Source organism: Candidatus Nanopelagicales bacterium (genome assembly GCA_037045355.1).
GTDB lineage: Bacteria > Actinomycetota > Actinomycetes > S36-B12.
Map to the genome: position 1 here is coordinate 263,150 of JBAOHO010000026.1, position 23,958 is coordinate 287,107.

23 protein-coding genes and 1 pseudogene are annotated in these 23,958 nt (G+C 67.7%); 12 read left to right on the top strand and 12 right to left on the bottom strand.

All coding sequences use genetic code 11. The annotated features are described in order from the left end of the window. Window positions 1–55: 55 nt before the first annotated feature. From V9E98_13895 to V9E98_13910, 4 genes are all read left to right on the top strand, one after another. The gene (locus tag V9E98_13895) at window positions 56–982 is read left to right on the top strand and encodes a patatin-like phospholipase family protein (protein MEI2718057.1); all 927 of its coding nucleotides are present in this window, start codon (window positions 56–58) and stop codon (window positions 980–982) included. 96 nt (window positions 983–1,078) lie between these two features. Then, window positions 1,079–1,261: a hypothetical protein gene (locus tag V9E98_13900; GenBank protein ID MEI2718058.1), complete on the top strand. Its 183-nt coding sequence runs from the start codon at window positions 1,079–1,081 to the stop codon at window positions 1,259–1,261. Between the two features lie 31 nt (window positions 1,262–1,292). Beyond that, entirely contained in the window at window positions 1,293–2,144 is an 852-nt protein-coding gene (gene scpB / locus V9E98_13905; protein ID MEI2718059.1) for a methylmalonyl-CoA decarboxylase, read from the top strand. Window positions 2,145–2,146: 2 nt separating this feature from the next. Then, window positions 2,147–3,058, top strand: a complete 912-nt coding sequence (locus V9E98_13910) for a hypothetical protein (GenBank protein ID MEI2718060.1) — start codon at window positions 2,147–2,149, stop codon at window positions 3,056–3,058. A 48-nt stretch (window positions 3,059–3,106) separates the two neighbouring features. On the opposite strand, the gene V9E98_13915 is transcribed toward V9E98_13910, so the two are convergent. After that, window positions 3,107–3,673 (bottom strand): class I SAM-dependent methyltransferase, encoded by a 567-nt coding sequence (locus V9E98_13915; GenBank protein ID MEI2718061.1) that lies wholly within the window; start codon window positions 3,671–3,673, stop codon window positions 3,107–3,109. 25 nt (window positions 3,674–3,698) lie between these two features. Continuing rightward, entirely contained in the window at window positions 3,699–4,892 is a 1,194-nt protein-coding gene (locus V9E98_13920) for a saccharopine dehydrogenase NADP-binding domain-containing protein (GenBank protein MEI2718062.1), read from the bottom strand. Window positions 4,893–4,971: 79 nt separating this feature from the next. On the opposite strand from V9E98_13920, the gene V9E98_13925 reads away from it, so the two are divergent. The 7 genes and pseudogenes from V9E98_13925 to V9E98_13955 all read left to right on the top strand — a co-directional run bounded on the left by V9E98_13925 (window position 4,972) and on the right by V9E98_13955 (window position 16,285). Further along, a complete protein-coding gene (locus tag V9E98_13925; GenBank protein ID MEI2718063.1) occupies window positions 4,972–5,661 on the top strand; it encodes a hypothetical protein in 690 nt (229 codons plus the stop codon). Beyond that, a complete protein-coding gene (lanM, locus tag V9E98_13930; GenBank protein MEI2718064.1) occupies window positions 5,658–8,858 on the top strand; it encodes a type 2 lanthipeptide synthetase LanM in 3,201 nt (1,066 codons plus the stop codon). Before V9E98_13925 ends, lanM begins: the two co-directional genes overlap by 4 nt. A gap of 66 nt (window positions 8,859–8,924) precedes the next feature. Beyond that, entirely contained in the window at window positions 8,925–9,704 is a 780-nt protein-coding gene (locus V9E98_13935) for an HlyD family efflux transporter periplasmic adaptor subunit (protein ID MEI2718065.1), read from the top strand. Further along, window positions 9,701–11,863: a cysteine peptidase family C39 domain-containing protein gene (locus V9E98_13940; GenBank protein ID MEI2718066.1), complete on the top strand. Its 2,163-nt coding sequence runs from the start codon at window positions 9,701–9,703 to the stop codon at window positions 11,861–11,863. Before V9E98_13935 ends, V9E98_13940 begins: the two co-directional genes overlap by 4 nt. Before the next feature lie 248 nt (window positions 11,864–12,111). Then, window positions 12,112–13,413, top strand: a pseudogene (locus V9E98_13945) (ABC transporter transmembrane domain-containing protein). Between the two features lie 316 nt (window positions 13,414–13,729). Beyond that, entirely contained in the window at window positions 13,730–14,341 is a 612-nt protein-coding gene (locus V9E98_13950; protein ID MEI2718067.1) for an ATP-binding cassette domain-containing protein, read from the top strand. 75 nt (window positions 14,342–14,416) lie between these two features. Continuing rightward, complete coding sequence (locus V9E98_13955; protein MEI2718068.1) at window positions 14,417–16,285, top strand: acyltransferase family protein; 1,869 nt, start codon at window positions 14,417–14,419, stop codon at window positions 16,283–16,285. Window positions 16,286–16,322: 37 nt separating this feature from the next. On the opposite strand, the gene V9E98_13960 is transcribed toward V9E98_13955, so the two are convergent. The 10 genes from V9E98_13960 to V9E98_14005 all read right to left on the bottom strand — a co-directional run bounded on the left by V9E98_13960 (window position 16,323) and on the right by V9E98_14005 (window position 23,157). Next, the gene (locus V9E98_13960; protein MEI2718069.1) at window positions 16,323–17,495 is read right to left on the bottom strand and encodes a hypothetical protein; all 1,173 of its coding nucleotides are present in this window, start codon (window positions 17,493–17,495) and stop codon (window positions 16,323–16,325) included. Window positions 17,496–17,609: 114 nt separating this feature from the next. Next, window positions 17,610–18,839 (bottom strand): HAMP domain-containing sensor histidine kinase, encoded by a 1,230-nt coding sequence (locus V9E98_13965; GenBank protein MEI2718070.1) that lies wholly within the window; start codon window positions 18,837–18,839, stop codon window positions 17,610–17,612. A 41-nt stretch (window positions 18,840–18,880) separates the two neighbouring features. After that, window positions 18,881–20,002: a response regulator gene (locus tag V9E98_13970; protein ID MEI2718071.1), complete on the bottom strand. Its 1,122-nt coding sequence runs from the start codon at window positions 20,000–20,002 to the stop codon at window positions 18,881–18,883. After that, a complete protein-coding gene (locus V9E98_13975) occupies window positions 19,999–20,688 on the bottom strand; it encodes an NADH-ubiquinone oxidoreductase-F iron-sulfur binding region domain-containing protein (GenBank protein ID MEI2718072.1) in 690 nt (229 codons plus the stop codon). The genes V9E98_13970 and V9E98_13975 overlap by 4 nt, the downstream gene beginning before the upstream one ends. 119 nt (window positions 20,689–20,807) lie before the next feature. Then, complete coding sequence (locus V9E98_13980) at window positions 20,808–21,212, bottom strand: hypothetical protein (GenBank protein ID MEI2718073.1); 405 nt, start codon at window positions 21,210–21,212, stop codon at window positions 20,808–20,810. Further along, the gene (locus V9E98_13985; GenBank protein ID MEI2718074.1) at window positions 21,209–21,538 is read right to left on the bottom strand and encodes a hypothetical protein; all 330 of its coding nucleotides are present in this window, start codon (window positions 21,536–21,538) and stop codon (window positions 21,209–21,211) included. The genes V9E98_13980 and V9E98_13985 overlap by 4 nt, the downstream gene beginning before the upstream one ends. Then, the gene (locus V9E98_13990; protein MEI2718075.1) at window positions 21,502–21,810 is read right to left on the bottom strand and encodes a hypothetical protein; all 309 of its coding nucleotides are present in this window, start codon (window positions 21,808–21,810) and stop codon (window positions 21,502–21,504) included. The genes V9E98_13985 and V9E98_13990 overlap by 37 nt, the downstream gene beginning before the upstream one ends. Further along, complete coding sequence (locus V9E98_13995; GenBank protein MEI2718076.1) at window positions 21,810–22,283, bottom strand: FAD:protein FMN transferase; 474 nt, start codon at window positions 22,281–22,283, stop codon at window positions 21,810–21,812. The genes V9E98_13990 and V9E98_13995 overlap by 1 nt, the downstream gene beginning before the upstream one ends. Continuing rightward, window positions 22,172–22,744: an FAD:protein FMN transferase gene (locus tag V9E98_14000; protein MEI2718077.1), complete on the bottom strand. Its 573-nt coding sequence runs from the start codon at window positions 22,742–22,744 to the stop codon at window positions 22,172–22,174. Before V9E98_14000 ends, V9E98_13995 begins: the two co-directional genes overlap by 112 nt. After that, window positions 22,741–23,157 (bottom strand): hypothetical protein, encoded by a 417-nt coding sequence (locus V9E98_14005; protein MEI2718078.1) that lies wholly within the window; start codon window positions 23,155–23,157, stop codon window positions 22,741–22,743. The genes V9E98_14000 and V9E98_14005 overlap by 4 nt, the downstream gene beginning before the upstream one ends. Window positions 23,158–23,325: 168 nt before the next feature. Here V9E98_14005 and V9E98_14010 point away from each other — a divergent pair, with 168 nt between their 5' ends. Beyond that, the gene (locus V9E98_14010; GenBank protein ID MEI2718079.1) at window positions 23,326–23,862 is read left to right on the top strand and encodes a hypothetical protein; all 537 of its coding nucleotides are present in this window, start codon (window positions 23,326–23,328) and stop codon (window positions 23,860–23,862) included. Window positions 23,863–23,958 lie beyond the last annotated feature (96 nt).

The following is a 23,958-nucleotide window of genomic DNA, read 5'->3' on the forward strand; positions in this document are numbered from 1 at the left end:
AACGAACCGAAGCGGCCGAACTGGCCGAAGTCCGGCAGGACGTCAGGGGAGGATCATGGCTGAGATCGAGATCGCCGCGTCCCTTCCGCGGCCGGTCGCCTACGTCCTGGCCGGTGGTGCCGCCTTCGGCTCCACCCAGGTGGGTCACATCCGTGCCCTGGCCAAGACAGACCTCACGCCGGATCTCATCGTGGGCACCTCCGTTGGGTCGCTGAACGGTGCGATTGTGGCCGACGATCCCGAGGCGGCACCGGCGCGACTGGCTGAGCTGTGGCAGACCGTCACGCGGCAGGAGATCTTCGGGACGACGGTGGCCAAGGCCATGAACCTGGCCACCGGCAAGCCGTCGGTGGTCGGCAACGACGGGTTGCGGGAGTTCATTGAGCGGGCCCTTCCTGCCCGCGACTTCTCCGACCTGGCCGTCCCGCACACGGCCATGGCCACCGACTTCGACACGGGCCGGGCCGTCGCGCTGGACGAGGGGGATCTCGTAACCGCTCTGCTCGCCAGTGCGGCTATCCCACTTGTCTTCCCGGAGGTGGAACGAAACGGTCGTCGACTCGTCGATGGTGGTCTGGTCGCCAACGTCCCGATCGGCGTGGCGGCGGGTCTTGGGGCGCGGACCATCGTGGTCCTCGACTGCGGGTTCACACTGATGCCTCCCCAGCGAGAAGACACCTACGGCGGTCGCATGTTGCGGACCGCGGCGATCATGGCCGCCCAACAGGTTCGTCGTGACCTCGAAAGGGTCACCGACCGCACAGTGTTGTATTTGCCGGGACCGTGGCCGATGCGCATGAAACCGGATGACTTCAGTACCGCCACCGAGGTCGCCGCCAAGACGTACGGAATGACCATGGCATGGCTCCACGCGCTGGAGCCACGCGGGCCGGGACGATATGGTTCCGCGCCGACCGACGCGCTCGCGAAGCCCGATCCCCTGCCTCGCCCCGCCAAGGCGGGTGCCGACTCGGATCATTGAACGCCAGGTGAACATCTGGCATACGAGCCACCGGAACGCGACATTCTGGGCGTAGCGTGCGCCGCAGCCGGTCGGGAAGTGCCTACGCTCGCGCTTGTGTCTGACGACTTGGACAAATCGCACAAGGCTTGGCGCCGCGCCGAAGCGGCCTACACGGAAGCGGCCGCGCCGTACATCGCCGGATCGCACAAGCTCACCAAGAAAGCCGCCATCGAACTGTCCGAGTTGAGGAGCAAGGCCGACGCGCGAATGCAGCGCTACTTCAAACGCGCTTTGTGAGAGGCCTCGCTCGGTAGGGGACACTGCTGGCATGACCACCGTGCTTTACAGCACCCAAGCGCCTACCGGCGCCGCAAGGCTCTCGAGCCTCGGAGCGCCCACCGGCACCGCAGGATCCGACACGCCAGGACCCATCGCGACCCTGCAGTTGGACAACCCGCGGCATCTCAATGCGCTGAGCAGGCAGCTCACGGGAGACCTCGTCGAGGCGCTCCACCGAGCCAAACGGGATAGGTGCCGGGTGGTCGTCCTGCGGGCCGCGCCAGGAGTGACGACCTGGTCAGCCGGCCACGACGTGAATGAATTGCCCGGCGACGGCCAGGATCCGTTGCTGTGGAACAGTCCCCTGGAGAAACTCCTGCGCGCGGTTCGCTCCGCCCCCTTCCCCGTCATCGCGGCTGTGGAAGGCGGGGTCTGGGGCGGCGCCTGCGACCTGGTCTCGGCGTGTGACATGGTGGTGGCCACGCCGGGAGCGACCTTCGCGATCACACCGGCCAAGTTGGGGGTGCCGTACAACGCGGCCGGGGTTTCCCATTTCCTGGGTGTCCTTCCGCTGCATGTCGTCAAGGAGATGTTCTTCACCGCGCAGCCGATCTCGGCGCAGCGCGCTGAGCAGTACGGTCTGGTCAACCGCATCGCCGACCCGGCTCACACTTTGGCTGAGGTGACCACCGACCTCGCGGCACAGGTCGCGCGGACGGCACCGCTGGTCGTGCAGGCAATCAAGGCCGAGATCGCGGCGCTGACCGACGCCTCTCCCATCACGCCTGAGGTCTTCGAGCGCCTGACCGCCCTACGCCGGGCAGCGTGGTCCAGTGCTGACTACGCGGAAGGGCTCGCGTCGTTCCACGAGCGGCGTCCCGCCCACTTCACCGGGAAGTAGCGATGGCCGCTGACGTCTCCGAGATCCCCGAGCAACTGCGACCAGATCGCGACGAACTCGGCCTGGTCAGCGACTTTCCCGAGCTGCAGCGGCGCATCGAACGCGCGTGGGGTCTGTTCGAATCCATGGCCTCCGACATCGACCTCCAGCGCCCGACACGCTCCCGTGGTCGGCGGGCGCGGGAGTTGCTTATCCCCCTCGGAGCGTGGTCGGATGCCCGGGGTATCCGCGAGATGATCGCCGATGCCAAGACAGGCGCTCCGGCCACGGAGTCGGAATCGCAAGCCTCGCAGCGTCTGCGTGCCTCCCACGCCGACGCGTCCGACACGGAGATCCGCGACGCGTTCCGCACCGCGGCGGATCACGTCCGCCAGTGGGCGGCCAGTGAAGCCGCTGCTGGCGAGTCCCGGCTGGTCGGTCCATCTCCGCTGGGGCCGGTACCGATCGGAACGATGATCCATGCCGCCTCTTTCCAACTCGCGGTCATCGCGAGGGACCTGCGACCCGCGGGAGCACCGGACCTCCCCGAACTCGATGCCTTGGGGGTAGTGGCGCTGGTGGACAGTTCCGGTGCTGTCGCGGCACGTTTGGACGCCACTGCCTCCATCGCGGCCGTCAGCCCCGAGGTGGCTGCCGGCACCGGGACCGCGCCGCGGCGATGGCGCACGGTGGTCACCGACAGCGAACACGAACAACAACAATTGGGTCCGGCCGTCCTCGGGCCCTCCGGCCTGCTTGTGGACATCGCGGCGGGTCGGATCGACCTCGTCGAACTCGCCCGTCGACTGCGCGTGCGTGACGGTCGCGGACTCGTCGCGATGTCGGTGGTCCTCGACGGCATCCCCGACCTACCCGCCGCGGCGATGCTGCGCCGGGCAGGGGGAGTCCTGCGTCTGGGTGGACTACGCCGCTGACTGCCGTCGCGACTGCGCCTTGCCATCGCACCCCGCTGGTGACGCTCGCTACTCCGAGGATCGTGAGCGCCGGTGGGCCACGACGACCGCATCGACCGAGTCGCCCCGGGTCCGGGTCTCGGCAACCTCCACGTGGGCGTCGGGCCCCAGCTCCGCGAGAATCTCTGCCACCGGGTAGCGCACTTCCGCAGGGGGCGGCCCGGGATGGCTGGCATCGTGGCCGACCAGGAGAAGTGTTCGCCCCGTCGCCGCCCAGGCGGCCCGGTGCACGGCGCGACGTACCGCCGGCTCGGCGTGGAAGAACTGGACCGACACCAGGTCGAAGCGTTCCTCCGGCGTCCACTCGGTCAGGTCGGCGCGCACCCAGTGAACCGGGACACCCGCCTGCTCGGCCTGCTCGGCGGCGTGAGCGAGACCTGCCGCCGAGAAGTCGATGCCGGTGACATCCCAGCCGCGTTCGGCCAGCCAGATGGCATCGGCTCCTTCGCCACAACCCACATCAAGTGCGGTTCCTGGTTCCATGTCGGCGGCCACCGCCACGAGCCAAGGGTTCGGGTTGCCGGACCACACGCGCTGCGGCGCGGAGTACCGCTCGTCCCACATCTCCTGTGTCATGAGTCCCTCCCATCGTCAAGCAGGATCATCCGAACAGATCGAGCTCCGTCTCCGCGCCATCCGGCCCCGTTCGGGAGATGTGGATCGGCAACGACCCGGAAGTGCCCGCAACGCCGAGGGCGGGGAGAAGTTCGTTGGCCAAGGTCAGCATGGCCACCGGGTCCACGACAGCTTCCGGAGGGTGGACGCCGGGCGTGGTGATGGCGCCCCGGGCCATCAGCAGGGCCCCGAGTGCGGCAGGGATTCCCGTTCCCTCGGCTGCTCCCGACCCCTGCGACGACAAGGAGAAGACGATCCGGTGCTCCTCGCCCCCGATGGTGCCGGCGATGTCGACCCGCAGGCACCCGGCCGGTCCGGTCACACCCGATTCGGCGAGCAGCGAGGGTCGGTGGGCGATCAGTTGGGCGACGGCGTCGTCGACGGGAGTTCCTGCGCGGACCAGTTCCGCCGTCATGTCGAAATACGACAGCGGGAAAACTACACCGCGATTGGTCACGCGGCGGACTCCCGGCAGGTGGACTGGCAGCGTGATCGTCTCGGGATGGGGATACGGATAGACGGGGTAGGTGCCGACATCCCGAAAGTCCACGTCGGTGACGTACGCTGCGCCGCTGTCTTCCAGCATGCGGACACTGCGCATCGCCGCGTCCTGCCACACGGGAACATCGCTGACCATGGCATGGATCCGGTGCTTGAGCACCGCCGCACCTTCGCTCGGTTCACCGCCGTGGATGTGCATGATGTCGACGGCCGTGACCGTCTCGAGCAGGTGGTCCGCGCAGTACCGCACCAGCACATTCGCCAAGCCCGGGGAGTTGCCCATGCCGATCAGGGCGGGAACACCGGCGGCGTGTGCGTCATCGAAGAAGGTGAGCATCTCCCGGGTCGGATCGAGGTCGTCGCACACATCGACGTAGGGGACGCCGGCCTGGATCGCGGCCCGCAGGGTCGGTGGCCCAAATCGGTAGAAGGGCCCCACGCAGTTCACGACGAGGTCCACCTCTGCGAGGGCCGCGGCCAGGGCCTCCTCGTCGGAGACATCGAGGGCCTGGGAGTGCACCCGAGTCCCTGAAGTGGGCCAGGTGTCGACCTCACACTGCAACGCAGCAGCATTGAGATCACTGGCGATGAGCCGTTCGAAGGAGCCCGCAATCACCAAGGTCCGGGCGGCCATGGCCCCGATCCCACCCGCAGCGCCCAGGACAAGTACGTCAGTCATCGTCAACCCTTCGTCACGCGACAGTCTGACCGATCCCTTTCCCCGTGTGGTGCGGCGCGGGTCATGTGACACTTCCGCTATGACGCAGGTCGCCGAATCCCCGACCCTTGCCGGGCAGGCCCAGCCGCGTCGATGGCTGGAGCTGCACGCAGTCTTCGCCGTGATCGCCGTGGTCGGGGTGTTGGCCCCGGTGGGAACGTTGGGCGTCCGGGTGTTGCTCCTCGTCATCGGCTACAGCGTGGCCGTCGTGGTACTCGCTACCAGAACCCACGACCCGGTTCTGCTGACCTACTGGATGGTTCTCGCGCCCTTGAGCGTTCTCATGGTGCTGCCCGACTGGTTCCTGTCCTCAGTCCTCGGGATCCTGCAGTTCCCCGATACTGGTGCTCCATTCCTGGACACGATGCCTCTCTTCATGGCCTTCATGTGGACCGTCGCCCTGCTGCCCATCATGCTCATCGGCTACGTCATGGAACGGTCGCACGGACTGGTGGCCGCCTTGGTGGCAGTCGTGGTGGGCGGGTTGGTGATGTTCACCTTCGCCGAACTGATCGCGCCCGCGATTCCCCTGTGGCGACCCGTGGATGTCATGCAGGTCGCCGGCGTCGCACCCTACGTGCTGCTCCCCGAAGTCGGCCTGACGATCGCCACATACCTGCTGGTGCGCGGCGCCGGCGAGAGGTCGCGCTGGGCCACGGCCGCCGGCGTGGTGGCCGTTCCGTTCCTGTACCTGGGCATGCTGACGTCGAGCTACCAGTTCGTCGGATGAAACCTCGTGTCCCCACCGAGGTCTTGCGCCAAGGCGTCTCCTGGTGGGAACGCCGGTACGGAGATTGTCCGCCGGCCGACAAGCCGGGCTCCACTGCCGATGCACACCGTTGGCGGGAGGCTGTCGATCCCGACGGTGCCGGCTTGTTCGACCGTCGGATCTCGTGGGACGGCTGGGCTCAGTCTGACGTCCCGTGGCTGCTCGGCCCACCGGCGCCCGGCGAACCGCCCACCTGGTGGCACGACCTGGAGTGCATGTCGGCCGCCTGCCAAGAGGCCGACCCGCCCCGAACACCCTCTTCCGAATCGGTCGCCTTTGCCGAGATCCTCGAACCGCTGGTGACGTGGAACTGGGACAGACTCGCGGCCGAACTCGATCCTGCCGTTGTCGAGCCGCTGGCCCCGCCGGCACGTGAAAGTCTTCGCCAGGTGCTTCTAACCGCGCTCTCACAGGCTTGCGCGCCATCGTGCGTCGCCGACTTCGGCGCCGATCGACCGATGGGCCGGACCCTCCTGCTGAAGCTCGGTGTCACCGCCGGGAGCCTGTCGTCGCAGCGGTACCTGCAGTGGTGCCGGACCGAGTTGGCCGACGGACTCGATGGGCTGCTGAGCAGGCATCCCGCCTTGGGACGGATCATCGCCGTGACAGCAGCGAATTGGCGCACGAACACCGCAGTGATGCTGCAGCGGGTGGCCACCGACCGAGAGGCGATCAGTGCGGCTTTCGACATCGCCATCGATGCCCCCATCTGTGCGGTGCGCGCGGGGCTGAGTGATCCGCACCGCGGGGGTCGAACAGTTGCGGCGCTCGGCTTCGGGGACCCCGACACACCCCGCTGGATCGTCTACAAACCCAAGGATCTGCGGATCGAACGCCGCTACCACGATCTCGTCAGCAGCATCGGACGACTCCTGCCCGACGGGCCCTGCGGTCTCACCGTCGTCGCAGTAGGGGCCGACTACGGCTACGTCGCTGCCGTTGCCCACAGCCCGTGCCTCCCCCACGAGTTGCCGCGGTTCTATCGCAACGCCGGTCGGCTGCTCGCGATCCTGTACTTCATCGGTGCCACCGACGCTCACTTCGAGAACCTCATCGCCACCGATTCCACCCTGCACCTGATCGACGCTGAAACCCTGTTCCAGGGGAGCCTGACCGAATACACCGAGTCGAATCGGCCCCCCGGCGAGTCGCGCAGCGGGCCGCTGGCCGCCTCCGTGCTGCGCGTGGGCATGCTGCCCGGATGGCTGCTCGCCGGCCCTCGGAACACCCCCCACGACATCAGTGCGCTGGGGGTCGCCCCAGTCACCGAACCCGTAGCGCAGCCGGGATGGCACAGCATCGGTACTGACGACATCGCCTGGGGCGTCACTCTGAGTTCCCCGTCACATCCAGCCTGCCTGCCGGTGCCGGCGGGCCGCGACAATCCGCTGGCTGCCCATGGGGACGCCGTGACGACCGGATTTACCGAGGTCTATCGATTGGTGCGTGACAACAGATCGGAGATCCGCGACCGGGTCCTGGACTTCGTCGGGGTGTCGCGTCGAGTCGTCCTGCGCGCGACCAGGGTGTACGCGGAGACGCAACGGGCGGCGTTGAGCGCCGACTCCCTGACAACGGTCAACCTGCGCGGTTTCGAACTCGAACGCCTCTCGCGCAGCAGCCTCATCGCCGGGCAACCCTCCCCGTACTGGGAGGCCTTTCACGCTGAACTGCACGACATGGAGCAGATGGACATCCCCTACTTCGATCACGAACTGGGCTCCGATGTGGTGCGCTCGAGTCTCGGACCCATCACCGGGATCCTGGCGTCGGACGGAATCGCCGAATCCATCGAACGGATCGACTCCGCGTCGGACGCCGACATGGCCTGGCAGGTGCGGCTGATCCGGGGAGCGATCACCGCCCGGTACCGCACCGTCAACTCCCCGCCCCCCACACATGGGGCGACGGCTCCGATCCCGCCGCCCGCTGATGATCGGTCCGTCGTCAACCAGGTCCTGGATTCGCTCGCACGCTCGGCCGTGACCGATGGCCACGGCCACAACACGTGGCTGGTGCTGTCGATCATCAGCGAGTCGGAGGCGGTGCAACTGGGGTTGATCGGGGGCGGACTGTACGACGGGCGAGCCGGACTGGCCGCTCTATTGGCCGTCGAACCCCGACCCGGCCCATTCACCGCACACGACGTGATGGCTCCGATGTTCGAGTCCCTGAGCGCGCCCGACCCCTACACGCGATTTCGCTTCCTACGCGACTTCGGGCTCGGGTGGACCGGGGTCGGTGGACTGCTCCGTGCCCTCGAGTGGCTCGGCAGTCCGACGACGTCTGACGAGATCGGCAGCGTGATCGAGCAACTGACGGTCGAACTCGTTCGCCGCGACCAGTACCTGGACCTCATCGGCGGTGTGGCTGGGCTGGTCGGTCCCCTCGCGCGGGCATATGTCAGCGACCCTGATCCCCACCGACGTGAGCTGTTGCGCACCGCGGCGACACACCTGACCGACCGCCAGGGCGCCGATGGCGGCTGGCCCTCACGACTGGGCCCCCGACCGCTGACCGGACTCTCCCACGGTGCCAGCGGGATGGGGCTCGCGCTCCTCGAAGCCGGTGTGGCCCTCGGTGACGACGACGTCGTCTCGGCAGGAGTTCTGGCCTTCGCCTACGAGGCGGAGGTCTTCGACGTATCGGTGGGCAACTGGCCCGACTTCCGAGAACCGACACGTCACCCCACCGCCTCCGGCACGGGCTACCCATCGGTGCCGGGCGCGGGATTCATGACCGCCTGGTGTCACGGAGCCCCGGGGATCGCGCTGGCTCGACTCAGGGCCCTGGAGTTACTCCCCGATCACCGCGAAGCCGCCCGCTGGCGTGTCGAACTCGACAGGGCCCTGGCCACTACGACGAATGCGCCGGAGCCGGCGAACGACCACTTGTGTTGCGGGCTCACCGGGCGCGCGGCGGTGCTGCGGATCGCGGGCCGCGCTTTGGGCGCCCCCGAGTGGGTGACCGCCTCGGACACACTCACCGACCGGGTGTGCACCCACTACGCGCAAGCCGGGCACTTCCGGCTTCCCCTGGGAGATCCGACCGATCCGCGCCTGGCCACTCCGCAGCTGATGTCCGGATCGGTCGGGATCGCGTTGCACCTGTCGACACGTCTGCATGACACCGATCTGCGGGGCTTGCTGGTGCCCTGAGCGGCCCGCTTCGGCCTTCCGGCGGATGGGGAACGCGCCCCGCCTCGGGTGTACAAAAGAAGTGTCATGACAGCACCGGGAACTCCGGAACTCCCGCGGCCCGTGCCGGGGCGACAACCCGCGCCGCTGTACCGCGCCAAGGCGGTCCAGGCGCTCGATTCCACCGACCGGCTCGACCAACTTCTGCCCGTCACATCTCTGCGGCTGTGGTTGATCGCCGTGGCCGCGGCGATCCTTGTGCTCGGCGGCGTCGCCTACGCCGCCGTCACTCCCCGAAACGTGACCGTGACCGGCGGCGGGCGCATCGTGGACAAGGGCGGGGTCACCTTGGTGACGGCATCGGTTCCCGGCCAGTTCGGCAAATACACCGTGGCTGCGGGAAGCAAGGTCGAACTCGGCCAACTCGTCGGCTACGTGGTCAGCGGCGACCGTAAGGTTCCCCAGCGCGCCCAGCGCGCCGGTACTCTGCTCGGCTACCTGCTGCGGCCGGGAGACCCGGTCGACGTCGGCGAATGGATCGCCGAGATCGCGCGCAAGGTCGACGACGGGACCACCGCGCTGATGATGGTCGACCCCGACGAAGCCGCCAAGCTGGTGGCGGGGCAACCGGTCACCTTGTCAGTGATCGGAGGACCGACCGTCTCCGGTCAGGTGGGGCCGCAACGCAGTGGCGCCCTCTCACCCGCCCGGGTGCAGGAGGGCTTGGGACTGCTGGAGCCGCCGTCCGAACCCATGGTCGTGATCGAGTTGGATCTGGATGAACCCGCTCCACCGGGAGTCGAGTTCGAGGCCGTCGTATTGGTCAGTGAACGGACCCTGCTCCGGCAGTTGCTGGGCATGTCATGACCACGGTGCTGGCGACCACCGACCCGCCCCGCCGGCACCGGGTGCGCACCCCCGCGCGGCTGCAGATGGAGGCCACCGAATGCGGCGCTGCTTCGCTGGGAATCGTGCTCGCCCACTTCGGCAAATGGGTCTCGCTCGAAGAGTTGCGCGACGCCTGCGGTACGTCGCGGGATGGGGTCAATGCCAAGTCGGTCAAGGTCGCGGCCCAACGGTATGGGCTCCAAGTCTCTGCGCGTCGCTGCGAACCCGACGACCTGCGCCACCACCAGACGCCTTTGATCATCTTCTGGCGGTTCAACCACTTCCTGGTCGTCGAGGGTTGGTCCAAAGACGGTTGGTACCTGAACGACCCGGCTCTGGGTCATCGCACCTGCAGTGACGAGGAGTTCAACGAGTCCTTCACCGGAATCATGCTCGAGATGAAGCCCGGCCCCGATTTTGTCCCCGGGGGCGAACACCGGGGCATCCTGCGCCGTCTCGGTTCCTACCTGGTGGGTTCCCGCGACGGTGTCGTGCTGATCGGCGTACTGGGCGTGCTGCTGATTGTCCCGCAGATTCTGGTCCCCGGGGCCGCTCGCCTGTTCGTCGACTGGTTGACCGGTGGGCCACCGGTGAACATCGAGACGTTGTTGACCGTCCTGGTGCTCATTGCCGTCCTGCAGGCAGGACTCATCGGGCTTCAAGGCGCCATCGGCATGCGCCTCGCCACCAAACTGTCCATCGTCCTGCAGTCCCGGATGATGGCTCGGATCTTGCTGCTCCCCGCCGCGTTCCATGCCATGCGTGGGTCAGCGGCCCTCGCGCAACGGTCCCTGCAGCCCGCAGGGGTGGCGGCGACCGTGTCGGGTATCTTCTCGACCCTCGCGGTCGGCGTCATCAGCAGCAGCACGGCGATCCTGCTGCTCCTCGTCAGTTACCCACCCGCAGGGGTGGTCGCGCTGGTCGCGGTCGCCGGTGTCGTCGGGGCACTGCAGTGGTCGTCCCGGCTCCGTCGCATGCTGGCGATGCGCATGGTGCGCGAGCAGTCCGAGGTCTCGATCGTCAGCGCCGGCACTTTGGGTCAGGTCGAAGTGGTCAAGGCGTCCGGGGCGGAAGACCATTCGATCGCGCGCTGGACCAGCGCCCACAACAGGTTCCTCGCTGCGCTGCAGGAGCTCGGGGAACGGACCGTCCTGGTGTCCCAGTTGCCCGGGTTCGTGGTCACCGTAGGAAACGCGGCCGTCACGATCGTCGGACTGTACGGGGTGACCAGCGGTCGGCTGACCCTCGGCGGATTCGTGGCGGTCCAGACTCTCCTGGGACTCGCGCTGGCTCCGGCCGCGACGATCGTGAGTCAGATGCAACAGGCCGAGACCTTGACCGGCGAACTGGATCAGATCGACGACGTGCTCAACACGCCGCTGCCCATTCGAACGCCACCAGTCGACCCGCGGCCCGCAACCCTGGTCGGCGAGGTGGCATTGCGCGGGGTGACGTTCGGGTACGACCCGAACCGTCCTCCGCTGCTGCGCGACCTCGACCTCACCATCGCGCCCGGCGCGAGGGTCGCGCTGGTGGGTCCCAGCGGTTGTGGCAAGTCAACGGTCGCTCGGCTGTTGGTCGGGCTGTATCAGCCATGGGCGGGCGAGGTGCTCATCGACGGGCAGCCGCGGGACTGGTGGCCCGAGCAGGTGCTGCACACGCAGATGGGGCTCGTCGATCAGGATCCCGTGATCTTCGCGGGGTCCTTCCGCGACAACATCACCTTGTGGGATCCGACGATCGGCGAAGCCGCGGTGCTGCAGGCCGCGGTCGACGCGGGGATTCACGACGACATCGCGCGGCGGCCCGGCTCCTACGACGGGCTGCTGCGCGAGGGGGGTGACGATCTGTCGGGCGGCCAGCGTCAGCGTCTGGAGATCGCCCGTGCCCTGGTGCGCAACCCCGCGGTCATCATCATGGATGAGGCGACATCCGCCCTCGATGCGGCAACCGAAGGTCATATCGACGCCGCCATCCGGCGGCGCGGCGCTTCGTGTCTGATCGTTGCGCACCGGTTGTCCACGGTGCGTGATGCCGACGAGATCCTGGTGCTCGAGAAGGGCGCCGTGGTGGAGCGGGGCAGGCACGATGAGCTCATCGGTCACGACGGCCCCTACCGGCGGCTGGTGACGGCATGAGTCGGGAACTCGACGCCAGTCGGACGATCGGTCTCTCCGACGGTGAGGTCTTGAACGTGGAGACCGGAACGGTCCTGGTGTTCGTGGTTCCCGACGGTGGTCGCCGGATCCCGGTCCTCACTTGTCGCGGTCCCGGACTGGTGGCGGGGATCGCCGTACCAGGTGGGCGCCTGCTCGTCGCAGGGATGCCGGGCACGCGGGTCGCGCCGGGAACCGATCCAGGGGAGTCAGCCCGGGCCGAGATGACCATGGCTGTGGAATCTGCGCTGGTCGGCGCCGCCCAATCACGGGAGACCGAGACTGAGAGCCAGGTCCTACAAGCCCACCACGACGAGCGGCTCGTGGACGACTCGCTGCTCGGTCTCGCGGCCGTGGTGCCCGGGCGCAAACCCCCGCTGCTGGGAGGCGCGGAACTTCCGCACGACGTAGCCGTGGTCGACTTCGTCGCACGCCAGATCGGGCTGCATCCCGACCCGCTGGCCCTGCGTCGGGCCGTGACGGACGCCGCCGTCAGCGGACGAGAACCCCTCACTGCTTTGGCAGCTGCCGCCGGAGCGGCAATCCGGCGGGTCGAACTTGCCCCGGACTGGTGGCGCCGCGAGGGCCCACCTTTGCTGGTGCATCGCCCCGAAGAGCCGCAGGCCGACACGGCCGCTGCCGTCTGGCGGCGCGGCGGGTACCGGCTGTGGCAGCCCGATGGCGGACTCGGCGATGTCGTGGCTGCTGACGCAGCTGCGCAGTGGTCGCGTTCCGCCGTGCTCTTGGAGCCCTTGCTCGACGCCAACAAGACGGCCCGGTTGTCCGACCTCGCCCGGTTGGGGCTGCGCGGAAGCAACAACAGCATCGCCCTCGTTGTGGGGCTGACCGTTGTCGTGGGTCTGCTCGCCGCAGTCATACCCGTGGTTGCCGGCGCCTTGACCCAGTCGGTGTCCAGCCAAACGTCCTCGACATTGCTGGTCGTCGGGTTCGCGCTCGTCGCCTTGGCGGCGGGCGACCTGCTGCTGCGGGCAGTTCGGTCGTTCGCTCTACTGCGTATCAGGGGGCGGGCTGTGTCGGTCACAGCGACAGCCGTGTGGGATCGGTTGCTGCGCCTTCCGATGTCCTGGCACACGCGGCGCACGGTCGCGTCCCGCATGACGGACGCCAACGCCGTCGACACCGCGTCGCTGACGGCGCCCGATCCGGTCATCACGGCGCTGTTGGACGTCGCGGCCGTCGGCGGGGCGATCGTCGGTGTGTTCACCACTTCGTGGCCTCTTGCCTTCGCGCTCATCGGCTTCCTGATCGTGCGCGGTGTTGTCGAAGTGATCCTGGTGCGCCGCTCAGCGCGGTTGACGGCCGCCGTCCTCGATGCGACGACCCAGAGTCAGGCAGTCACCTTGGACCTCATCACAGGGGTGAACCGCCTGCGGGTCTCCGGCGCCTCGGCACGTGCGTTCGCCCTCTGGGCCGACTCCCAGGCTCGGACGACGGAGGTCGAGGTGCGGCGGCGTCGACTCTCGGTGGTCCAACAGATGACGGGGGCGTTCTGGCCCACAGTCGGACTGGCGATCCTTCTCGTGGTCACCGCCGCCGCCGGTGCCGACGTGGGTCAGCTGGTCACCGCCCAAACCGCACTGACCGCAGCCACTGGCGCCCTGGCCGCGGCGGTCGCCTCCATCGGTGCCGGGCTGTCGGCCCGGGCCGTGCTCCGGCGCGCGGAGGAGGTCCTGCAGTCCGAGCCCGAATCGCGCACCGGGCAGGAAGTCGCCGAGCTCGGTGGTTCCGTCGACGTGCGCGACCTGGTCTTCCGCTATCGCGACGACATGCCGGCGGTCCTCGACAGGCGTCAGTTTGTCTGTTCCAGCCGGCTCCCACGTTGCCATCGTGGGCCCGTCGGGATGCGGCAAGAGCACTTTGCTGCGTCTGTTGTTGGGCCTGGAAGACCCGGGATCCGGCATCGTGTCGTACGACGGACGGGACCTGTCCGGGCTCGACCGTTCGTCCGTGCGCCGCCAGATCGGGACGGTCATGCAGGGCTCACAGCTGATGCCGGGCAGCATCCGTGAGAACGTCGACTTGGGTCGCGGGCTCACCACAGACGAGGTCTGGCAGGCGCTGGCGGATGCGGCCGTCGCCGAGGAGATCCGGGATATGCCGATGGGGCTTTCGACGGTGGTGATCGAAGGGTCCGGGGCGGTCTCCGGTGGGCAGCGCCAACGGATCTTGCTCGCGCGCGCCCTCGCCGGCCGCCCCCGGATTCTCATCCTCGACGAGGCAACTTCGGCCCTGGACAACGTCAGCCAGGCGGCAGTCGTGGCGAGCCTGGACCGATTGGCCATCACCCGGCTCGTGGTCGCTCACCGGCTCTCCACCATCGAGCAGGCCGATCGAGTGGTCATGCTCGCAGACGGCAGGGTCGCCGCACAGGGGACCTATGAGCAGCTCATGGATGAAGACGGCCCGTTCCGCGACCTTGTGCAGCGGCAACAGATATGACCGCACTCGGTCACAGAGCACTGGGTAGTCTGCCCTCAGGCACGCTGAACCCGACCTCGGATCGAACGTCTGTCATTGACCACTCCGCTCGCCCCCGCTCGCGCTGATCCTGCCATCAGCGGATCACGCTGGCGGTACATCCCGGGTTTCGACGGGATCCGCGCCATCGCGGTCGTCGGGGTACTCGTCTACCACAGCGGAGTGACGCTGTTCCCGGGCGGATTCCTGGGCGTCGACGTGTTCTTCGTCCTGTCCGGCTTCCTGATCACGTCGCTGTTGCTGGAGCAGCTCGAATCGCGCGGCACCGTCTCGTTCCGTGGCTTCTACGCCGGGCGGGCCCGCCGATTGCTGCCCCCGCTCGCGGTGCTCCTCCTCCTGTGCTCCGTACTCGTCCTGACCGTCGCACGCGACGCTGCCGCTCAATTCCGCGAACACGCGGTAGCCGCGTTCTTCTATGTGACCAACTGGGCGTTCATCGCCCAGGATCAGTCCTACTTCGAGGCCATGGGTCGGCCGGCCCTGCTGCAGCATCTGTGGTCGTTGGCGGTGGAGGAGCAGTTCTACTTGCTCTGGCCACTGATGCTGTACGGGTTGTACCGCTGGTCGGGGCGCTACGCCGTCGGTGTGGCTGCCTTTGCCGGAGCTCTTGCATCGACGGTCCTCATGACCTCGTGGGCGGTGTTCGCGGACATGCCGGCCAGTGCCGATGCCAGTCGGCTGTACTTCGGCACGGACACGCACTGCATGGGTCTGTTACTCGGCGCTGCCGTCGCGACGGTGTGGCGCCCCACGCGATTGTCCGAGCATCTCGGGCCAGCGCAGCGGACGGGACTCAACGTCATCGGTTGGCTGGGGGTCGCCGGCATCCTCGCCGCATTCGTCTTGGTGCGGGAAGACTCGGTGTGGTTGTACCGCGGGGGGTTCCTCGTCGTGGCAGTGGTGAGTGTCGCCGCCGTGGCGATGGCCGCTCACCCGGCGATCTCCTTCGGCGGAATCCTGGGACGTGAACCGCTGCGGTACCTGGGGCGGCGCTCCTACGGTCTCTATCTGTACCACTGGCCGATCTTCTTGGTCTTGCGTCCCGGAGTGGACCTGCCGTTCGACGGGATTCCGGTGATCGTGGTGCGGCTCGGGCTCACCTTGGTCGTGGCTGAACTGTCCTACCGGTTCGTGGAAATGCCGATCCGACGCCGGGGGCTGGAACGTACGTGGCGGGCATGGACCGAGCGCGGACGGCTGCGAGCGGTGGCCTTGGCCACCGCCACCCTGGGTGTCGCCGCGGCGGTGGTCACTGTCGCCGCAGCATCGGTGGCGTCGGTTCCAGCGCCGCGCGACGTGCTGGCGGGCCGGACCGCCGTCGGCCAGGATCGAACGGACAAGTCGGCGGCGCAACGTGCGGCTGAGCTCGACGGGGAGCAGAACCCAGGCCCGGACCCGATGATCGCGCCGGACTATTCGGATCAGTACGTGACCGCCATCGGTGACTCGGTCATGCTCGGTGCCGCCTCAGGGTTGTCGCGGAGGCTGCCGTACGTCGGCATTGACGCAGAGGTCTCGCGCGACTGGCCCGGTGTGGCGGAGGCGATCGCCACCCGTCGGTCGTGGGGAACCCTCGGCGAGTCCGTGGTCATCCACACCGGGACCAACGGTCCCGCCGACCCCGACGGGATCGCCTCCATCCTGCGGTCATTGCGCGACCGTGACGTCGTCGTGCTCGTGACCGTGAACACCCCCCACTGGTGGATGACCGACAGCAACCGAGTGCTGAACGATGCCGCACAGCGGTGGCCGAATGTACGACTGGCCGACTGGGCCGCCGTGTCCCGGGGTCACCCGGAGTACTTCGTCGCGGACGGTACCCATCTGACCAGTGCGGGGATCGATGCCTATGCCCGACTGATCCGGCAGACGCTTCGCGGCGATGCGGCCGTGGCTCTGGACTGACGCATCGCGCCATGGGTGGCGGGGTGATCGGCTGCTGTCAGACGGCGGTACGAGCGGGACGGCGCTTGGCCGCAGATCCGCGGCGCGACGCAGTGCGTCCTGCTTTGCGCGCCGCGGTCGGATTGACGTCCAGTTCACCGTGGGTGATCCGCTCGAACGTGAATCCCGGCCCGTTGCGCTGCGCGAACCACCAGGGAGACATCTCCGACGAGCAGAAGTGCTGGACGTGCTCACCGGCCGGGCCACCCCGACCGGCCATGAGTTTCTCCTTGACCATGGAGTTGTACTGCACCGCGCTCGATTCCGGGGTGTTGGAGTTGAGCACCACCTCGAACCCGGTCTCCGCGAAGTAGCCCCGCAAACCGGGGATGTCCGATGACTCGGGATCGTAGGCCTCGGGCATCATGCCGTTCTCGGACGACGTCCACACCCCGGAAGATGTGTTCAACACGATCGAGTGGTTGCCGACCGTATGTCCGGGAGTGTTGATCAGCGCGACTCCTGGCCCCAACCAGACGTCCTCGTCGATGAGTTCGATGTTGTCGGTGCGCACGGCTGGGTACGTGCTGCCCTGGAACCACCGCCGCTGCAGGGGATGCTCTCCGGGGAACTGCTCCCACTCGCGGCGCATGATGAGCAGCTTCGCGTTCGGGAAGAGCGCGGCCACGGGCTCGTTATTGGCGGCCATACCCTTGGCCGCCAGATCCGGCTGCGGCTCCCGAGTGCCGAGCCACCGACGGATGTCCTGGGTGTGCAGATGGTCGAACGTGATGTAGTCGATGTCAGCCGGATCGAGTCCGATGTCCGCCAGGTGTTCCACGACGGTCTGGTAGCGCTTGACGACGATCGACTGCACCGGTCCGGGCATGGTCTGCCCCAGTGCCTCGAAGTAGGCGGTGTTCTCGGCGAGTTCCACGTCGGTGGGCCCGACCAACATGGTGCGCAGCACGCCGTCGTGATCGTCGAACTGCACGACCAGGAAGCGGTTGGTGATCCGCACGAAGGGGGTGGCGAGCGACGAGTGCGCCCGGAACAGCGCGTACTCGGTGGGGTAGGGCAGACCGACAAGGTCGAAGGTCCGGACAGCACGCACGGTACCGGCTCGCGAGAACCACTCGTGGAATGCCGGCCCCGCCTCCTTGATCGCCTGAAGTTGCCGACCGGGCAAGGTCTGCTGATTGGCCTCGGCGAAGATGTCGACTGTTCTCATGCGCCCCTCCGGACTTGACGATGCTGTCAGGTTACTGTCCCGGCTGGGATTCCACGACTGCGGACCGTTATGCGCTCGGCGGCGACCGACCCAGCGTCCTCGACTACTCCGTGCCTAGTCCTGGGGTGGGCCCAAGGTCACGACGACGACCGCGCCATGGTCGTTGTGCCAACGCAGCGACCCACCGGCTGCAACGGCGAGTCGCTCGGCGATCGACAGGCCGAGCCCAGTGGAGCCTGGGGTTGGTGTGGGGCGTTCGATGGCGGGGAAGCCCGACCCGTAGTCACGGACGACCAGGACAGCCCCACCAACCGCGCCAGATCCCAGAGATACCTCGTAGGCAGTGCCTTCCGGGGAGTGGATGAAGACGTTCTGCAGCAAGATGTCGACCAGGGTCGTCAGATCATCGTCCGTGAGGCGCACCCACAGCGGGCCCGCCGCTACGGAGACCGTGGCAGCACGGTGCTGATCCTCGGCGAGGACGTTCCAGAACCCAGCTCGCTCGCCCACCACTTCGGCCGCATCGCAGCGGGCACGCAGGCCCTCTCGAGTCGAGCGGCGCGCAGTGGTGATGATCTCGTCGGTCTGGCGCTGCAGTGCGAGCACGTCCTCTTGGAGGCGTGCTCGCACTTCGCCGTCAGCCACTCCGTCGATGTCGACGCTCAGGACGGTCAAGGGTGTCCGCAACTGGTGGGCCAATTCGGCGGCGTTGGCGCGCTCGTCGGCGAGCAGTTCTTGGACCCGGGTTGCCAGCCGGTTGAGCGCGGTCGAGACATCGTGAATCTCCTTGATGTCCGAGGGTGCTGCCCGCGTGGAAAGGTCTCCATCGGCCATTGCGTCGGCAGCCTCGGCCAGCCGACTGATCGGTGCCGCCGTGCGGCGAGCCAGGATCCACGCTGCCACCGCAGCGAACGCCAGCAGGGCGAGCGAAACAGCGGCGAGTGCAGCCAGTCGTGGCGCGAGCCCCTGGCGCAGGTTGTCGGAGTTCATGGTCACGAGCACAGCGCCGGTGTCGTCATCCAAGATCACCGGTGCGGACATGAAGGCAGCATCACCGACGTCGAGGGATGCCGATTCACCGTCCTTGGCCGAGTCGATCACCGCCTGGGCGCGCGCGTCGATCGGCCCCCCGGTCGGTTGGCCCTCGGGGGGAACCAGGGTCACGACACCATCGCCAGGAGCGATGGATACCCCGGTCGGGGTTTTCTTCTCAGACCCCTTCGCAGACTGTTGCCATGCGTCGGCCACGATGCGGGCTCTGTCGGCCCCCTCCCCGATTTCCTCTGTGCGCACGATGTCGCGAGCGGCCATCGCCAGGGGGATGACCAGCGCAAGCAGTGCCACGCCGACGACAGATAGACCAAACAGAACAAGGCGGCGATACATCAGTCGGCCGCGACGTCGAGGTCGCGGGTGGCCAACTGGTCCTCGAGCATCACCCCGACGCCGCGATGGACATGGATGAAGCGAGGGTCATCGGGTGAGTCGCCCAGTTTCCGACGCAGCCAGGAAAGATGGACATCGACGGTGCGGGCGCTGTCGGTGCGCTGCCACACCTCCCGGAGCAACTCCCTGCGACTGACCACTCGGCCGGGATTCGTGATGAGGTAGGCGAGGACGTCGAACTCCAACCTGGTCAACTCGATGGGACGTCCATCGACCTCGGCCGTGCGACGTGCGAGGTCGACGGTCAGGCCCCCGACCCGCACAGGTGCCGGTGCGACGTCCGGAACCGTCGTGCTGCGACGCAACACAGCTCGCAACCTGGCCTCGAGCTGTTCAGGAGAGTACGGCTTCACCAGGTAGTCGTCGGCGCCGGCATCGAGCAGCTCGACGATGAGACCTTCGTCGTCGCGTGCGGTGGCGACGATCACGGGAGTGTCGCTGACCGCACGGATCATGCCGAGGATCCGTTCGCCGGGCACGTCGGGCAAGCCCAGATCCAGGATCACGACGTCAGGCTGCTGGGTCAGCATGGCTTGCAGGCCATCGAGTCCGGATGTGGCCGAGTCGACGGCGTGGCCTCGGGCGGTGAGTGAGCGGATCACCGCAGAACGGATACCACCGTCGTCCTCGACGATCAGTACGTGGGCCACGTACCCCACCCTAGTTCTCGGTTCTCGGTAACCAGTTCTCCGTTGCCGGTCTCTGGCGTGAGTCGCGGTCTCGTCGTGCGCGGCGCGGGCTTCTCGCATCATGGCTGTGGGGTCTCCCGCCGTCGACCATGGTCTCGTTTCATCGGGCGGGGGGGTCTTGTCGTCGGGTGGGGGTTTCTTGTCTTCGGTGGGGGCGTCTTGTCTTGTGGGGGAGGAGAGCCGCAGTGCCGCGGCCGGGCATGTTGCCACCGCGACCCGGGCAGCCTGCTCCAGTCGGGTGGGTACGGGTACCCCCGCGGTGGTCACGCCGTCGGGATAACCCCACCGGTCGGGGCGCAACTGCTCGCCGAACGCCGCGATGCACACCCCGTGCCCGACGCAGCGCGTCCAATCGATCGTCAGTGTGCTCATCGTTGTTCCTTTCCGATCGCCGTCAGTGCCGAGCGCACGGTGGCAGCGGTTGCGGTTGGGTGGCCGCACAATCCACGACCGTCAAGGGATTCGAGGAGTGAGTCGATGTCAGTCCCGGGATTCTGCAGAGCTCGGGCGAGTTCCGGAAGCCCGTGAACGCAGGGTCCGCATTGGCCGGCGGACTCTTGGGCCAGGTACGAGACGATGCTGTGCAGAGTGTGGCGGGGATCCAGGTTCTCGGGCAGCCACACGAATGATCCGACCCCCCATCGGCCACCTGATGCCGCGATCGCGTCGCGGTGAAGTGCCGTGTGCGCGACGTGGGGCCAAGGCAGCCAGGTCCCCTGCCATCCTCCGAGGATGAGATAGCGCGGGGTTCCGGTGAGTCCGGCGATCGTGGCCAGGTCGGCGATCGACCACGACGTGGGCACTTCGTAGACGCCGGGAGCGCTCACCGCCCCGGAGACCGTGGTCAGGGCCGTCGTCATCATCCGGCCTCGGGTGGCGAGTGCGAGTCGGGCGAAAGTCTCGGTGTTGCTGAGGAACACATGGCCGCGCCGCAGTCGGCTGCGTGGGTCCCGCGGAGGGCGACCCAGATCGGCCGGGACGGCGTCGCCACCGCTGATCGAGTTGATGACCGCCGATGCCTCGCCCGCGACGAAGCCACCGGTGTGAGTGGAGACCATCCAGTGGACGGCGTCATCGCGTTCAGCGATCGCGCGGGGAAACCGCAGCGATGTCTGCCGACCGATCCGCCGGAATGACGATGACTGTCGTTTCTGCCCCCAGGGCGTGCGTGACGGCCCTAAGCGCCGTCGAGGACCAGGTGGGGATTGAGCCGGAGCAGAGCGGAGTCCTTGGCGCTGGCTGATTCGCCCTCCGATCCGTTGACGACCACTCTTGTCACTCGGCGCCCCGCCAGCGAGGTCAGCTTGCGGTGGGTCGGGAAGGCGGCACCGCCCGCGCCGACCACTCCGGCGGTGTCCGCGCATGCGGCCAGTCCCGGGGCTGACAGCAGCGGCTGGCCCGACCAGCGAAGACGGTGTTGATCGAGGGAGACTGGCCCGTCGGGTGAGGCTCCGGCGAGCAGGTCAACCCCGGCCAGACGCATTCGATCCGGTCGGTGGTCACCGAGAGCCCCGGATAGTTCGGGAATGACATCGGTTGCCATCGTGAGGGAGGTCGTTGGGTAGGTCGTAAGAGAAGTCATCGTGGTCCTCCAGCGTTGAGGGGTTCGCGCTCGGTGGGCACCGTTGGGCGCACTGCCGTCGGACTTGGGCTATCGGGCACGGCGGGCCCCCTGGCCATCCGCCAGGTTGCGGCGAACGTCACCGCCGCGAGACTGAACAACGCCGAGGCGCGCACCAGAAGTGCATCCGTACCGATGACAAGTGCATGGAGCCACGCCAGCGCCAGCGCGGCGTACGCCAAGAGATGGACCCGCCGCCAGACTATGGGCGCCCGCATCCTCGTCCAGGAGGTGACCAGTACCAGCAGGATCAGGTCGACGGCCGCCGGTCCCGATCCCCCACCCACAGCGGCTCCCACGCCGCGATCCCGGGCACGACAGTCGCGAGCGGTGGAGATGTCGACGAATCGAGTTCCAGTACCGCCAACACCACATGTGCCACGAGCAGCACTGATCCCACGGAGGCGGCGGCGTTGTGCGTCGAGATGGCCACCAGCCGTCGGCGTGGCGTTCGGATCGAGGGGCTCAAGATCCCCAAGGCGACGGCCAACGTCAGGACGGCGATCGCCACTACTCCGGTGGTTCGCAGCAGGACCCAGGCAACGGGAATCTGGTCCATCAGGCAGCCCTCCCGGTGGTTGTCGTGGTTGTCGTGGTTTCGCCTTTCGGCCAGCGGCCCAATCGCAGATCGGTGCCGTCGGGGCGTACAAGTCGGCAGTCCAGTGCCTTCAGGTGCTCCGGTGCTTCGCGGCCAGCAACGATGGCTGCGGTGCTGGCGGTGTTCGCCACCTGGGCATCGACCGCCCACACGGATGCGGTGTGCCAGCACGTGGCGGCTGGACATCCGGTTCGTGGGTCGATGATGTGATGCGCCTCGGCGCCGTCACTAGTCTGCCAGCGACGGCGGCCGGTGCCGCTCGTGGCCATGCCGCCGTCTGTCAGAAGGAGTTTCTGCAGCGGTATTCCGGGCAATCCGGGGTTCACCGCGACCGCCCACGGTTCCCGACCGACGACGCGGATGTCGCCGCCCATGTCGGCGAGCACGTCACAGTCCCAGGCGCGGGACAACCGGGTGGCGAGGCGATCAGCCAGCCATGCTTTTCCGATCGCTCCCAGATCAAGGGCTGCGCCCGGCGGAATCCGAACTCGGGCCCCGGAACCAGTGGGTTCGAGTCCCGATACGGCGCCACAGATCCATGGTCGGGCGGGGTGTGGAGCCGGACGACGGGCGCCGCTCCGGTGCGCCAGGAGCGGTATCCGGCTGCATCGACCTGACGGCCCAGAATCGGGCTGACGAGACCGTCGGTGCTCTCGGCGGCGTCTATTGCGGCTGTCAGCACCTCGACGAAGTACCACGAGACGTCCACCCATCGGCCGGCACCTCTGTTCACCGCACTGAGTTCGGAATCCGGGGTGAACCGGTTGGCGGCATCGTTCAGCCGATCCTTCTCGGCGACCAGGACATCACGCACCTCGGCGCTGCGATCGTGATCTGTGCGCGCCAGCAAGCGTAGGTGCGTGCGCCATGTGTCGATCCTGGCCGAGCTGATCATGACGACCCCGAGCTGGCAGCCGGGGGAGCCTGCGCGGGCGCCGGTTGTGGCGCGGGTGCGCTACCCGTGGAGGATCCGGACCCACCACTACTCCCGCCACCACCGGACCAGCCGCTGGATCCCGACCCTGACCAGCTCGAAGCTCCCCCTGAGGAGGATGCCGTGCTGGGGGCGTCGGTATACACGGGGACCTTGCGGTAGACGATGATCGGCTTGGAGGGCACGTGCTTGGTGCGCACGATGGTGACCACTCGGGGCTTGACGGCGCGGGCCGCTTCGGATGACGTCTGTTGCTCCGCGGTGGCGCGAGCCTCCTGCAGCAAGTGAGTGCTGTATAGGCCGAGTGCCAGCCCGGATCCGATGATGATCGCGCCACGTGCCGTGGTGGCCAAAGTACGGGGATTGATTGCCATGACCCAAGCATCCGCGCATCCGGCTCAAGGCGACCCACGGCGCCGGGTCAAGGCTGTGTAAAGCGGCATTACACACGTCCTTGACAGTCACATGGCATCGCCCGAAACCGGGCGTCGGTCACACTGGGGACGCGCTCCGCCGGAGCCGATATCGGGAGGCACATCATCATGCGATCAGTTCTGATCTGGACAGGCACGCTCGTCGGAAGTGTGGCGCTCGGTGCGGGCATGTACACCTTGGTGGTGGCGCCCGGGACCAGCGGGCTCGACGTGTCAGGGACGAGCGCGGCGCTCCCTTCGCCGCAGCCGACCGTCCTTCGCTTCAAGACCGACGTCGTCAAGGATCCGCCCAAGAAGAAGATCGTTGATGTGCCGGTTTCGGTCACGCGCGAATCCGAACCCGAAGCCGCGCCCGCGCCGCAGGTGCGTTCCTACGCGCAGGGATCGGCGGACGACGACGCCGAGTCGGGCGGAGGGAACGTGGGTCGATCCCACGATGACGAGTCCGACGACTGGTCCGGTGGCGATGAATCGTCCGATGGGGACGACTCGTCGGGCGGCGGGGGCAACTGGTCGGGTGGCGATGATTCGTCCGACGAGTGGGAGTCCGACGACGACAGTCGCAGCGAATCCGGCGCAGGGGAGTCGGACGACGACGGTGGGTCGGACGAGCAGTCTGAGGAGCGCGAAGGCGACGACGACTGAGACGCCACTCGACCGGATCCACCGGTTCACCGCTCCTGTGCCCACGATCGCCACGTCGAGGACTGTTGGATCCGGGTCGAGGACTGTTGGATCCGG